The sequence below is a fragment of the Kitasatospora sp. NPDC059803 genome, assembly GCF_042732255.1.
GTDB lineage: Bacteria > Actinomycetota > Actinomycetes > Streptomycetales > Streptomycetaceae > Kitasatospora.
Window position 1 is genome coordinate 29,291 of sequence record NZ_JBHWIJ010000044.1, and the last position, 12,107, is coordinate 41,397.

General features: G+C 73.0%; 13 protein-coding genes. 6 read left to right on the forward strand and 7 right to left on the reverse strand.

What is annotated here, in order from left to right; all coding sequences use genetic code 11:
* Window positions 1-56 precede the first annotated feature (56 nt).
* Window positions 57-536: a hypothetical protein gene (locus ACFV6I_RS10420; RefSeq protein ID WP_380424373.1), complete on the reverse strand. Its 480-nt coding sequence runs from the start codon at window positions 534-536 to the stop codon at window positions 57-59.
* Window positions 537-822: 286 nt separating this feature from the next.
* Here ACFV6I_RS10420 and ACFV6I_RS10425 point away from each other — a divergent pair, with 286 nt between their 5' ends.
* Window positions 823-1,074: a hypothetical protein gene (locus ACFV6I_RS10425; RefSeq protein WP_380345417.1), complete on the forward strand. Its 252-nt coding sequence runs from the start codon at window positions 823-825 to the stop codon at window positions 1,072-1,074.
* A 95-nt stretch (window positions 1,075-1,169) separates the two neighbouring features.
* Here the strand turns inward: ACFV6I_RS10425 and ACFV6I_RS10430 are convergent, their stop codons facing one another.
* Window positions 1,170-1,298 carry a hypothetical protein gene (locus ACFV6I_RS10430; RefSeq protein ID WP_380375035.1) on the reverse strand — a complete coding sequence of 43 codons (129 nt, stop codon included), beginning with the start codon at window positions 1,296-1,298 and terminating at the stop codon, window positions 1,170-1,172.
* A gap of 52 nt (window positions 1,299-1,350) precedes the next feature.
* Between ACFV6I_RS10430 and ACFV6I_RS10435 the strand changes: the two genes are divergently transcribed.
* Window positions 1,351-1,503 (forward strand): hypothetical protein, encoded by a 153-nt coding sequence (locus ACFV6I_RS10435; RefSeq protein ID WP_380424375.1) that lies wholly within the window; start codon window positions 1,351-1,353, stop codon window positions 1,501-1,503.
* Here the strand turns inward: ACFV6I_RS10435 and ACFV6I_RS10440 are convergent.
* Window positions 1,490-2,230, reverse strand: coding sequence for an SDR family NAD(P)-dependent oxidoreductase (locus ACFV6I_RS10440; RefSeq protein WP_380424377.1), 741 nt, complete (start codon window positions 2,228-2,230; stop codon window positions 1,490-1,492). The genes ACFV6I_RS10435 and ACFV6I_RS10440 overlap by 14 nt on opposite strands.
* A 59-nt stretch (window positions 2,231-2,289) precedes the next feature.
* Window positions 2,290-3,345 carry an ATP-binding cassette domain-containing protein gene (locus ACFV6I_RS10445; protein WP_363378669.1) on the reverse strand — a complete coding sequence of 352 codons (1,056 nt, stop codon included), beginning with the start codon at window positions 3,343-3,345 and terminating at the stop codon, window positions 2,290-2,292.
* Between the two features lie 381 nt (window positions 3,346-3,726).
* Here ACFV6I_RS10445 and ACFV6I_RS10450 point away from each other — a divergent pair, with 381 nt between their 5' ends.
* The 4 genes from ACFV6I_RS10450 to ACFV6I_RS10465 all read left to right on the forward strand — a co-directional run bounded on the left by ACFV6I_RS10450 (window position 3,727) and on the right by ACFV6I_RS10465 (window position 9,946).
* Entirely contained in the window at window positions 3,727-4,170 is a 444-nt protein-coding gene (locus tag ACFV6I_RS10450) for a pyridoxamine 5'-phosphate oxidase family protein (protein ID WP_380424379.1), read from the forward strand.
* 95 nt (window positions 4,171-4,265) lie between these two features.
* The gene (locus tag ACFV6I_RS10455) at window positions 4,266-7,319 is read left to right on the forward strand and encodes an amino acid adenylation domain-containing protein (protein WP_380424381.1); all 3,054 of its coding nucleotides are present in this window, start codon (window positions 4,266-4,268) and stop codon (window positions 7,317-7,319) included.
* Entirely contained in the window at window positions 7,316-8,554 is a 1,239-nt protein-coding gene (locus tag ACFV6I_RS10460) for a cytochrome P450 (protein ID WP_380424383.1), read from the forward strand. The genes ACFV6I_RS10455 and ACFV6I_RS10460 overlap by 4 nt, the downstream gene beginning before the upstream one ends.
* 102 nt (window positions 8,555-8,656) lie before the next feature.
* On the forward strand, window positions 8,657-9,946 hold the full coding sequence (locus ACFV6I_RS10465; RefSeq protein ID WP_380424385.1) for a cytochrome P450: 1,290 nt from the start codon (window positions 8,657-8,659) through the stop codon (window positions 9,944-9,946).
* A gap of 133 nt (window positions 9,947-10,079) precedes the next feature.
* On the opposite strand, the gene ACFV6I_RS10470 is transcribed toward ACFV6I_RS10465, so the two are convergent.
* From ACFV6I_RS10470 to ACFV6I_RS10480, 3 genes are all read right to left on the reverse strand, one after another.
* Window positions 10,080-10,529 carry an SRPBCC family protein gene (locus ACFV6I_RS10470; RefSeq protein WP_380424387.1) on the reverse strand — a complete coding sequence of 150 codons (450 nt, stop codon included), beginning with the start codon at window positions 10,527-10,529 and terminating at the stop codon, window positions 10,080-10,082.
* A 30-nt stretch (window positions 10,530-10,559) separates the two neighbouring features.
* A complete protein-coding gene (locus tag ACFV6I_RS10475; protein WP_380424389.1) occupies window positions 10,560-11,570 on the reverse strand; it encodes an aldo/keto reductase in 1,011 nt (336 codons plus the stop codon).
* A 111-nt stretch (window positions 11,571-11,681) separates the two neighbouring features.
* Window positions 11,682-12,038, reverse strand: a complete 357-nt coding sequence (locus ACFV6I_RS10480) for a hypothetical protein (protein ID WP_380345436.1) — start codon at window positions 12,036-12,038, stop codon at window positions 11,682-11,684.
* Window positions 12,039-12,107: the final 69 nt, after the last annotated feature.

The following is a 12,107-nucleotide window of genomic DNA, read 5'->3' on the forward strand; positions in this document are numbered from 1 at the left end:
CGCGCCCCCGGGTTCCCCGGCCGGCAACCCGGGGAGCGTGGACTGCGGGCTACGGGTTACGGGTTGGGGATGCTGCAGTTGCTGTCCTGCGGGCCCGCCAGGGAGGCGCCGTTGGAGTAGTCGTGCTGGGTGCTGTAGGCGGGGCAGATCTGGTCGAGCGACGCGATGGCCGTCCAGATGTCCGGGGAAGTGGCGTGGATGTTGACGTAGCCGTAGACGTCCTTGCTGCTCTGGTCCCCGATGGTCGCCTGGCCGGCGTAGCCGTTGCTCGCCATCAGGTACACCTTGACCTGGGAGCCGTTTCCCTGGAAACCGCCGGACCACTGGAAGTGGGCGATCGCCGTCCGGCTACAGCTGTCGTACTGCTGCTCGACCTGGCCGACGTAGACGCCGTTGTTGTAGATGTTGCCCGGGAGGCCCTGGTCGCTCACCCTGCAGGCGAGACGCGGGGCCGGGGCGGCCGAGGCGGCGGTGCTCATCGTGAGCGCGGCGGTCGCCGCGAGGGTGACCGTGGCGACGGCGTGGCGAATACGCATTGGGTGTTCCCCCTGGGTCGGTCCCACGGCCGGAGCGGCCGGGGTTCGAGGGGAGCGTAGGCAGGCGCCGAGGAGGCGACGTAGGCGCGTTCAGGCCAAAACCCTTAGCTGGGGCGCCAGTTGAGGGGGATTTACCACCCCGCCGGCGGACGGATGACGGGAGTTGGGATCCCCGCCACCCGCCCGTCGCGTAGCCCTACGCCCCGGCGGGACGGGTGGAGCCGTAGGAGCGTTCGACCTTGGCGACGAGGAGGGAGCAGGCGGGCCCGGACGGCCGGGGCCGGGCGTGGGAGCGGCGCTGGCGATCTTTCCCCCGGCTGCTCTGGTGGTCCTGGTCGGCACGTCGGCCGCCGGGGTCCGCTCGGCGGTGGCGGACCTGCGGCTGGCCGGCGAGGAGAACCCGGCCGTCGTCGAGATGCTGTCCGACGTCCCGGCCAGGGTCGCCAAGCTGGAGGACCTGGAGGACGAAGGCCCGGGCGCCGACGTGTGGTGGTCGATCGCCGACCTCGAAGCCGGACCAGGCCCGTGGTGGACCTGACCGACACCGGGGACCGGCTCCTGCAGATCACCGACACCCACCCCACCCTCGCCTACCGCCGCCCCTGACCCGCCATGCCGCCCGGCGCGGCGGGTTCACGGCAGCGGGGTGGCCAGCAGCGGCTGATCACCCTGCCGGCCGGGGCCCAGGCACCGGGCGGTGCCGGCGCGGATCGCCACGCGCAGGGTGCCGGCCGGGTCGGGGGCGGTCGAGTGCAGCACCACCTGGGACTTCGTGGCCCGGATCTCGACCAGCTGGCGGAGGGGTCCACCTCGGGTGACGGCCCCCGGCCCGGCCGTCGAGGGCGCCGGCCTCATCGTGGCACGCGGCTTCGTCGAGGCGGTGAACGGCGAACTGGCCGTCGAACCCGCCCCCGACGGCGGCACCGCCTACGCCCTCGGCCTCGCCGAGCCGGTCAGACCTGGTTGAGGCCGCCGTCGACGAAGAGTTCGGCTCCGGTGGTGAAGGAGCTCTGGTCCGAGGCGAGGAAGAGAGCCGCGGCGGCGACCTCGTCGGGGCGTCCGATCCGGCCCAGCGGAATCCTGGCGACGAGCTCGTCCAGCGCGGGCGCCTGCTCCGCGATCAGACTGCGGATGGCGGGAGTCTCGATCGGGCCGGGGCTGATGGCGTTGACCCGGATGCCGCGGCCCGCGAGCTCGGCGGCCCACGTGCGGACGAGGTTGCGGTCGGCGGCCTTGGTGGCGCTGTAGACGCTCATCGCCTGGACGCCCGTCGACGCGTTGGTGGAGGCGAGCACGATCACCGAGGCGCCGTCCGGCAACAGGGGCAGCGCCTTCTGGACGGTGAAGACCACCCCCCTGACGTTGATGTCGAAGGTCCTGTCGTAGTGCTCCTCGGTGATCTTCCCGAGCGGGGCGAGCTCGCCGACGCCGGCATTGGCCACCACGACGTCCAGCCGTCCGCTGCGTGCCTCGATCGCCGCGAAGAGCCGGTCGAGGTCGTCGAGATTCGACACATCGCTCTGGACGCCGATGGCCCGTTCGCCGATGGCTTCCACGGCCTCGTCCAGCTCGGCCTTGCGCCGGCCGGTGAGGTAGACGGTGGCACCTTCGGCGGCGAACCGACGGACGACGGCGAGACCGATCCCGGCCGAGCCCCCGGTCACCAGGGCGACCTTCCCATCCAGCTGTCCCATGGTTTCCACTCCCTTGACCATCACTGCTTCGACCATCGCTGCTTCGACCATCGCTGGAGTTACTGCTTCCGGTGGGAGCGCCGAAGCCCCCGCCGGGAATTCCCACGGGCGTTCCGTGTCCACCGGCGCCGCCCGGCCCCGGAAGCCGGCCGGGGCGGCTTTCCCAGCTCGTTCTCCTCGGCCGCGTGGCCGGTGAGGAAGAGGAAGACGTCGTCGAGGGTGGGCCTGCGCAGGCCGATGTCGTCGATGAGGACGCCCAGCCCGTCCAGCTCGCGGATGACGTCGGCGAGCACCCGGGCGCCCCCGCCCACCGGCACGAGGATTCGCCGGGTGTGCTGCTCCACGCTGAGCGGGCCCCCACCGTACGGGGCGAGCGCCGCGACGGCCGCACCGATCTGCTCGCGGTCGTGGACCACCACCTCCACCCGCTCGCCGCCGGTCCTGGTCTTGAGGTCGTCGGCGGATCCGCGTGCGATCACCCGGCCGTGGTCGACCACGACGATGTCGTGCGCCAGCCGGTCGGCCTCCTCCAGGTACTGGGTGGTGAGCAGCAGGGTGGTGCCCTCCGCGGCCAGCATCTCGACGACCTCCCACAGCGCGAGCCGGTTGCGCGGGTCCAGGCCGGTGGTGGGCTCATCGAGGAACATCACCGGGGGCCGCACCACCAACGCGGCCGCCAGGTCGAGCCGGCGGCGCATGCCACCGGAGTAGGTCCTGGCCGGCCGGTCGGCCGCCTCGGCGAGGTCGAACCACTCCAGCAGCTCCCGGGCGCGCGCCTTGGCGTCCCTGCTCCGCATCTGGTAGAGCTCGCCGACCATCTGGAGGTTCTCCCGGCCGGTGAGGTATTCGTCGACCGCCGCGTACTGGCCGCAGAGGCCCAGCAGGCTGCGGACCCGGCCGGGGTGCTTGAGCACGTCCACCCCCGCCACGTGGGCGCTGCCCGCGTCGGGCCGCACCAGGGTGGTGAGCACCCGTACCGTGGTGCTCTTGCCGGCGCCGTTGGGGCCGAGCAGGCCCAGCACCGTCCCCTCCGGCACGTCCAGGTCGACCCCGTCCAGGGCCCGTACGTCGCCGAAGTCCTTCACCAGGCCCTCGGCCCGGATGGCCGCCCTCATGTGCCCCTCCTTCTCCTGGAACCAGCCGGGAACCACCTGACGGCCGACACTGGCAGGATCCCCCCGGAGCGCCCGTCGTGCGCTTCGGCGGGGGATCGGAGGCACTGCGTGCGCGGCCGCCAGGATGCGGGCCACCCGGGTGTGGTGGAAATGTGGAGGAGAGAGCCCGGCCCTGCCCTGGCCGCCCCACCGGGTTCCCGAAGGCCGTGTGCACCGGACGAGAAGGACCGAGGACCCGCACAGACCTGCGGCGGTCACACGCCGGCCGCCCGGAGGCCCCCGCCGGCTCACCCTCCCTTGCGCGAATCGATACCGGATGCGTCTCCTGCCGATACCGGATGCGTCTCCTGCCGAATCGAGGCGGTACCAGTGGATCTCAGGATGTCGGTCGAAGCCCGGGAGGCGTTCCTCGCCAGCCCGCACGTGGGAATCCTGGGGGTGGACGACGCGCGCGACGGCGGCGGACCGCTGCTCGTCCCGCTCTGGTACTCCTACCGGCCCGGCGGGCTGGTGACGATCCAGACCGGGCGGACGACGCTGAAGGCCCGGCTCATCCGCAGCGCGGGCCGGTTCAGCCTCTGCGCGCAGGTCGAGTCGGCGCCCTACCGCTACGTCAGCGTGGAGGGGCCGGTGGTGGCCGTCGAGGACCCGCTGCCGCCGGCCGCACGCGAGGAGCTGGCCCGCCGGTATCTGGACGCGGACACGGCGGCGGCGTACCTGGACGCCAACCGGCGGCAGCTGGCCGACGACGTCCTCATCCGCATGAGGCCCGAGAGATGGCGGACCGCCGACTTCGCCGCCTTCGCCAAGGAGTTCGAACCCTAGCTTCCCGCGCGCGGTCCGTGTGCGGCAGAGAGCGTGACGTCCCGATGAACACCCGAACAACGACGCATCAGGAGGCGGCCGAGCACGCTGCGGCGGTGCCGTATCCACGCGATCGTTGCCTCCACGAGCTGTTCGACGCCCGGGCGGTGCACCGCCCGCGGGCCATCGCCTCCGTACAGCACGGCCTCGGCATCAGCTACGGCGAACTCAAGCTCCGCTCCGACGCGGTGGCGGCCCGGCTGCACGACTCCGGCGTGCGGTACGGCGACACGGTCGGGGTGTGCGGGGCCCGTTCTCCGGAGGCGCTGGTCGCGTTCCTGGGCATCCTCAAGACCGGTGCGGCCTACGTCCCGCTCGACGACGCCTCACCACCCGCGCGTCTGCAGGCGATGGCCGAGGACGCGGGGGTGCACACCGTCGTCACGCTGCCCGGCAGCTCCCGCCGCATCCGGCGCGTGCGTTCCCGCATCGACCTGGGTGGCCTGGCTCCGACCGTCCCGGCCACCCCGACCGCCCCGGCCGCGGTGCCGCAGGCCCGGGTGCTCCCCGCGGACTGCGCCTACGTGATGTTCACCTCCGGCTCGACCGGCCGCCCCAAACCCGTGGCGATCCCGCACCGCGGCATCGTCCGGCTGGCCGCCTCCGACCTGGTCCGGCAGCGGCCGCGGCCCGGTGAGCGGGTGCTGCACGCCTACGGCCTCTCCTCGGACGCCTCCACGATCGAGATCTGGCCCGCGCTGCTCGCCGGCGCCTGCATCGTGATCGCCGACCAGGAGGAACTGCTGTCGCCGACCGCCCTGGAATCGCTGCTGCTCTCCGAGCGGGTCAGCATCGCCTACCTGACCACCGGGGTGTTCCACCACATCGCGCGCACCAGGCCCTCGGCGCTGCGGTCCCTGCGGTTCGCCTCGGCCGGAGGCGAGGCGATGGACGCGGAGCTGGCCCGCGCGATACTGGCGGCCTGCCCGGACACCACCGTGGTCAACTTCTACGGCCCGACCGAGAACAGCGTGGTGTCCACCGCACACGCGCTGCACGACCTGCCTCCCGAGGCGACGGCCGTGCCGATCGGCCTCCCCCTGGAGAACTCCACCTGTCACGTGCTGCGCCCGGACGGCACGCTCGCCGACACCGGTGAGGAGGGCGAGCTCCTCGTCGGCGGGGACGGGCTCGCCCTGGGGTACCTCGGCGACCCCGGGCTGACCGCCGAGCGCTTCGTCGACGACCTCGTCGAGCCCGGTACGCGCCTCTACCGCACCGGTGACCGCGTGGTCCGGCACCCGGACGGCGTACTGGAGTACCGGGCCCGGGTGGACCGGCAGATCAAACTGCGCGGGCACCGCATCGAGCCGGACGAGGTGGAGGCGCGGCTGCGCGCGGACGACGCGGTGGGCGAGGCCGTCGTCGAACGGGAGGGCGACGCCCTGATCGGGTACGTGACCCCGGCCCGCCCCGGCCAGGCACTGACCCTGGACCGCATCCGCAGCGCTCTCGCCACCTGGCTGCCCGCGGCCGCGGTGCCCGCGCGGCTGGTGGAACTCGCGCGGTTCCCGGTGACGGCCGGGGGCAAGGTCGACCGCGCCCGGCTGCGCAGGCTGACGGCGACCGAGGAGGCTGCCGTCCCGGCGGCGGTGAACGGCACCGCGTTCGGCCCGCAGGACACGGTGGCCCGGATCTGGCAGGTGGTGCTGGGTGTGCACCCGGCGCCGGGCGACAGCTTCTTCGACATCGGCGGCGACTCCCTGCTGGCAGCCGAGGCCGTCACCCGTGCGCTGGCCGCCTTCGGCCTCGACGCCCGGCACGGCCGCACCCTCGTCCACAGCCTGCTGCGCTCCCCGACACTGGAGGACTTCACCGCCGCCGTCGTCGCCGTCCAGGGCCCGCCCGGCAGGGTGAACGCCGACGCGGGCCCGGTGGACTTCCGCGCCGAGGTACGGCTGGGCTTCACCCTCCCGCAACCGCGCGGGCCGGAGCCGGACTGGCACCACCCCGCGGAGGTGCTGCTCACCGGCGCCTCCGGCTTCGTCGGCGCCTTCCTCCTGGACGCGCTGCTGCGCCGCACCGACGCCCGGGTGTGCTGCCCGGTGCGGAGCCGGGCCCCCGCCCACGCCCGGCAGAAGGTGATGCGCAACCTCGCCCGCTTCGGCCTCGCCACCCCCGAAGCCGCCGACCGCATCGTGTGCCTCCCCGCCGACCTCGCCGAACCCGGCCTCGGACTGGAACCGGGCCGCGCCGACGAACTCGCCGACACCGTCGACCTGGTGATCCACTCGGCCGCGCAGGTCAACTTCATCTATCCGTACGACGCGCTGCGCCGCACCAACGTGGAAGGCACCAGGGAGCTCATCCGACTGGCGGCCGGGCGCCGGGTGCCGGTGCACTTCCTCTCCACCATCGCGGTGCTCGCCGGCTTCGGAACCGCCGGCGTACGGCACGTCGACGAGGACCTGCCGCTCGACCACGCCGACGGGCTCACCATGGGCTACGCCGAGAGCAAGTGGGTCGCCGAGGAGGTGCTGCGCGACGCCGCGGACCAGGACCAGGGCCTGCCGGTGGCGGTCTACCGTCCGTACGAGATCACCGGCGACCGGCACACCGGCGCGTGCAACACCGACACCGCGATCTGCTCGCTGTTCAAGACCATCAGCGAGACCGGGCTCGCCCCCGACATCCGGCTGCCGCTGGACTTCGTCCCGGTGGACTTCCTCTCCGACGCCCTGGTGCACATCGCCACCACCCACCGCGCCACCCGCCGGACCTACCACATGACCAACCCCCGCGCCGCGAGCCTGTGCGACATGCTCGACCGGATGGACAGGGCCGGCCACCGGATCTCCCGGCTCCCCTACGAGGAGTGGGTGGGCGAGCTCGTCCGCCACGTCGCGCAGCACCCCACGAGCCCCACGGCCCCGTTCGTCTCGCTGTGCGTGGACCGCTGCAAACAGGCCGACATGTCCGTCAAGGAGATGTACTTCGAGGGCACCTTCCCGACCGTCGGGCGGGCCAACGTCGAGCACGACCTGGCCACCTCGGGCCTGCACTGCCCTCCCGTCGACGCGGAGCTGCTGGACCGCTACCTGGAGTACTTCTACACCACCGGTTACCTCGAACGCCCCTGCCCCCGCCACCCGGAAGGGGCGCGGGCATGAGCGCACGGCCGCCCGGTGCGCGGGGGGCCGGCGCCGAGCCGGACGTCCTGGACTTCCCGCTCCCGCCGCCGGGCACCATGGGGCCGCCCGAGGAGTCCGCGCGGCTGCGCGAGAACTGCCCCCTGGCCAGGGTCAGGCTGCCGATGGACGCGACCGCCTGGTACGCCACCCGGCACGAGGACGTCCGGATGCTCTTCGCGGACCCCCGGCTGATCAGGCCGACCATCAACGACTGGCCGCCGCGTCCCGGTCAACCCGCGGACGACGGGCCGCGCCTGGTCACGATCGCCGAACTCGACGGCCCCCGGCACGCGGCCCTGCGCCGGGCGCTGGCCGAGCCGTTCAGCTCCCGGGCCGTGCGCGACCACCTGCCACGCATCCGCGGGCTGGCCGGGCGACTGCTGCGCGCGTTCGAGGACAACGGCCCGCCCGGCGACCTGGTCGCCGGCTTCACCGACCCCTTCCCCCTGCTCGTGCTCTGCGACCTGGTGGGCATCCCCTTCGAGGACCGGGACCGGTTCCTCCCGGTGCTGGACGCGGCCCTCGGCGGCATGGTGACCTCGCAGGAGGGGCGCCGGGTCACCGGTCTGCTGCGCGAGTACGTCGCCGCACTGATCGCCCGGAAGCGGGACCGGCCCGGCGACGACGTCCTGACCCGGCTGGTCCGCCGGTGCGACGACGGCGAGCTGACCCACGACGACGTGATGGCCTTCGGGCTGTCCATGCTCACCGTCGGCTTCGGCATCAGCAGCTTCTTCCTGGCCGACACCGCGCACACCCTGCTCGACCGGCCGGGCCTGTGGGCCCGCCTGCGCGACGACCGGGAGCTGATGCCCGGCGCGGTGGAGGAGTTCCTGCGCTACATGCCGGTGATGAACGGCACCGTGATCCTCCTGGCGACCGAGGACATCGAACTGCACGGGCGGACGATCCGCGAGGGCGACGCCGTCATTCCCGTACCGGCCTGCGCCAACCGCGACGAGCGGGTGTTCGCCGACGCCGACCGGCTCGACCTGGAGCGGGCCGGCGCGACCACGGGCCGCGGGGGCCACCTCGCCTTCGGACGAGGAGCCCACAACTGCCTCGGCGCCCACCTGGCCCGCGCCGAACTGTCCGCGGGAGTCGAGGCGTTGTTCGACCACTTCCCGCGGCTGCGCCTCGCCGAAGGACAGGAACCCGCCTGGGACGACGAATCCGTGACCAAGTCACCGCTGACCCTCCCCGTCAGCTGGTGAGACCCGACCGGCCACCTCGCACACGATCACCTCACACCCGGCCACCTCGTACGCGGCCACCTCACACCCGGCCACCTCGTACGCGACCAGGGAGCACCGCCAGTGAGCAGCTCACCGCCGCAACCCGCCGCCGACCCGCCCGCCATCGACCTGCCCCTGCCGCCGCCGGGCACCATGGGCCCGCCCACGCAGTACGGGTGGCTGCGCCGGGAGTGCCCGCTCGCGGAGGTCCGGCTGCCGATCGGCGCCACCGCCTGGTACGCCACCCGCTACGAGGACGTCCGGGCCCTGATCGCGGACCCCCGGCTGATCCGGCCGACCATCAACGACTGGCCGCCCCGACCTGACCGGGCCGCCGACGACGAGCCGGGCCTGATCACGATGATGGAACTGAACGGCCCCCGCCACGAGGCCCTGCGCCGCGCTCTGGCCGAACCGTTCAGCGTCCGTTCCGTCCGGCGCCGGCTGCCGCGACTGCGCCGGTCGGCCGATGGGCTGCTGGACGACTTCACGGCCGCCGGGCAGCCCGGCGACCTGGTCGGCGGCTTCCTGGAGCCCTTCCCGCTACTGGCCATGTGCGAGCTGGTGGGCATCCCCTACGAGGACCGCGAGTACTTCCTGCCCAGGGCGGACTCCGCCCTCGGGGCGATGGTCACCCTGGACGAGGGCCGCGAGGTCACCTCCGAACTGCGCGAGTACATCGCGTCACTGCTCGACCGCAAGCGGCGCGAGCCCGCCGACGACGTCCTCACCGGGCTGGTCCACGCGTGCGGGCCCGGCACCCTGGACAGGGAGAGCGTGGTGACCTTCGGACTCTCGATGCTGGTCGCCGGCTACCGCACGAGCACCATGTTCCTGGCCGACGCCGTGGTGGCCCTGCTGACCGCGCCCGACCGGTACGCCCGGCTCCGCGACGACCGCGGCCTCCTACCCGGCGCGGTGGAGGAACTCCTGCGGTACATACCGGTCATGAACGGCGTCGTGGTCCTCCAGGCCGTCGAGGACATCGAGTTGCACAACCGCAGGATCCGCGCGGGCGACGCCGTTCTGCCCGTCCTCGCCTCGGCCAACCGCGACGAACGGGTGTTCACCGACGCCGACCGGCTCGACCTGTGCCGGGCGGAGAACCCGCACCTCACCTTCGGCCGGGGTGCGCACAACTGCATCGGCGCGCACCTGGCCCGGGCCCAGATGGCCGTGGGACTGGAAGCCCTGCTCGACCGCTTCCCGCGACTGCGCCTCGCCGAAGGACAGGAACCCGCCTGGGACGACGAATCCCCGAGCAAGTCACCGCTCACCCTCCCCGTCAGCTGGCACGCCACCACCGCCGCCGCTCAAGGGGTCGGCGATCCACCGGAACGACCACGAAGCCACCGGCCCCCGCCGCCGTGAGGACACCGCCGAGTGTTGCGCTCACCGCCGCGCGCCGGGAGGAAGAGCCCTCCTGCCGGGCCGGCAGAGACCTTGGACGACCGCTCCGCGGGGAGCGCGCGTACGGAGTGCGCTGGGAAGGCGGCCCGGGGCGTCAGGAAGGCGTCAAGGACGGGCGGGCCGCAGCGGGCACGGCGGTGGCGTGGAGGGCGGCGAGGCCGTCGCGGTAGATGGTGGTGAAGAGGGCCACGGCCTCGTCCTCGGTGGCGCCGTCGGGGTTGAAGCGGCCGGACCACTGGACCTCGGCGGCGTTCTCCTGGCCGGGGACGGCGTGGACGCGGATCGTGGAGACGTAGCCGTTGACGGGGAACGGGGCTTCCAGGATGGCGTAGCTGTAGTGGCGCTCGGCCTCGTTGAAGGCGACGAGGCGCTCGATGATGGTCCCGCCCTCGGGATTGCGCAGGCGGCGGACGCGGCCGCCTTCGAGGGCGGTGCTCTCGGGAATGTACGGGAGCCAGTCGGGGAGGGAGTCGAAGCCGCCGATGAGGTTCCACACCTTGTCGGGGGAGGCGGGGACGATGCGGCTGACGGAGGTGGAGGCCATGATCGGATTTCCTGACGGGTCGGGGGTGGTTCAGGCGCCGTACGGCAGCGGGGCGGCCGGGCTGACGAGGTCGGCGGAGCGCAGCTCCTGCCAGAACGCGGCGGGGACGGTCTCGTTGAGCGCCGCCTGGTCCTCGGCGATGCGGCTGGGCTTGGTGGCGCCGGCGACGACCGCGGCGGTGACCGGGTGGGCGAGGGAGAACTGCAGGGCGGCGGCCTTGATGCTCACGCCGTGCTCCGCGGCGAGGTCCTTGAGCCGGGTGACGCGCTCGATGATGTGCGCAGGGGCTTCCTGGTACTCGAAGTGGGTGCCGCCGGCGAGGATGCCGGAGCTGTAGGGGCCGCCGACGACCATGCCGACGCCCTGCTCCTGTGCCATCGGCAGCAGGCGCTGGAGGGCGTGCTCGTGGTCGAGGAGGGTGTAGCGGCCGGCGAGGAGGAAGCCGTCCGGGCGTGGCTCGTCGAGGGACAAGGTGAGCTCGATCGGCTCGGTCTTGTTGACGCCGAGGCCCCAGGCCCCGATGACGCCCTCGTCGCGCAGGCGGGACAGGACTCGGAAGGCGCCGGTGCGGGCCTCCTCGAACTTGGCCAGCCACTGGTCGCCGTGGAAGTCCTGGGCGATGTCGTGGACCCAGACGATGTCCAGGCGGTCGGTGCGCAGGCGCTTGAGGCTGTCCTCGATGGAGCGCTCGGTGGCCTCGGCGGTCCAGACGTGCAGCATCCTGTTGGGGTTGCCGTGCTCGAACAGGCCGCCCTTCTCGCCGAGTTCGCGGGCGCCCTCCTCCAGTTCCGCGAGGATGACGCGGCCGACCTTGGTGGAGAGCACGTACTCGTCGCGGGGCTTGGTGGAGAGGACCTCGCCGAGGCGTTCCTCGGCGAGGCCGGCGCCGTAGAAGGGGGCGGTGTCGTAGTAGCGGACGCCGTGCTGCCAGGCGGCCTCGACGGTGGCGGCGGCCTCCTGGTCGGGGATCGCGCGGAACATGTTGCCGAGCGGGGCGGTGCCGTAGCCGAGCTTGCCGGGGAGGAGTTCCTTGAGGGACATGGTGGTGCCTTTTCGAAACGGAGGGTGCGGGGCGCAAGGGGTCACGCAATAGATGCGAGCGCGCCTTGCATGCGTTAACAATAATTGCAGACGCGCGGTAATGCAAGGGCCCTACGCGCCGGATGCGGGGAAGCGCGGCAGGACGTACTCCGCGAGCTCCTGCAGCAGTTCCTCCACCGGCCGGTCGTTGGGCCGCAGATTGAAGGAGACGTGCGAGACCCCGAACAGCGCCATGGTCTCCAGGTGCTCGATCAGGGCGTTGCGGCCGGTGCTGAGGCCGAGCCGGTCGGCGAGCCGGGCGAGGCGCGCGTGGTCGGCGAGGTCCGGGACGCCGTGGGGGCGGCCGGCCGTACGGTCGGTGGCCTGCCGGGACGGGCCCCAGTCGTTGTCGAGGGGGAGTTCCAGGCCGAGGGTGAGCCGGCCCTCGCCGGGGGCGAGGCGGGCGAGGGCGGGGTGACGGGGTGCCATGGGTGAATCGGTCCTCAGAGCGGGGGGAACGGGCGAAGCCCGCTGCGGGCCGGCCGGGAAGGGCCGGCC

Coding starts and splice junctions, on each gene's coding strand:
- ACFV6I_RS10460 (WP_380424383.1), top strand. CDS start 7,316: ATGAGCGCACGGCCGCCCGGTGCGCGGGGGGCCGGCGCCGAGCCGGAC.
- ACFV6I_RS10450 (WP_380424379.1), top strand. CDS start 3,727: ATGTCGGTCGAAGCCCGGGAGGCGTTCCTCGCCAGCCCGCACGTGGGA.
- ACFV6I_RS10475 (WP_380424389.1), bottom strand. CDS start 11,570: ATGTCCCTCAAGGAACTCCTCCCCGGCAAGCTCGGCTACGGCACCGCC.
- ACFV6I_RS10420 (WP_380424373.1), bottom strand. CDS start 536: ATGCGTATTCGCCACGCCGTCGCCACGGTCACCCTCGCGGCGACCGCC.
- ACFV6I_RS10470 (WP_380424387.1), bottom strand. CDS start 10,529: ATGGCCTCCACCTCCGTCAGCCGCATCGTCCCCGCCTCCCCCGACAAG.
- ACFV6I_RS10480 (WP_380345436.1), bottom strand. CDS start 12,038: ATGGCACCCCGTCACCCCGCCCTCGCCCGCCTCGCCCCCGGCGAGGGC.
- ACFV6I_RS10440 (WP_380424377.1), bottom strand. CDS start 2,230: ATGGGACAGCTGGATGGGAAGGTCGCCCTGGTGACCGGGGGCTCGGCC.
- ACFV6I_RS10445 (WP_363378669.1), bottom strand. CDS start 3,345: ATGAGGGCGGCCATCCGGGCCGAGGGCCTGGTGAAGGACTTCGGCGAC.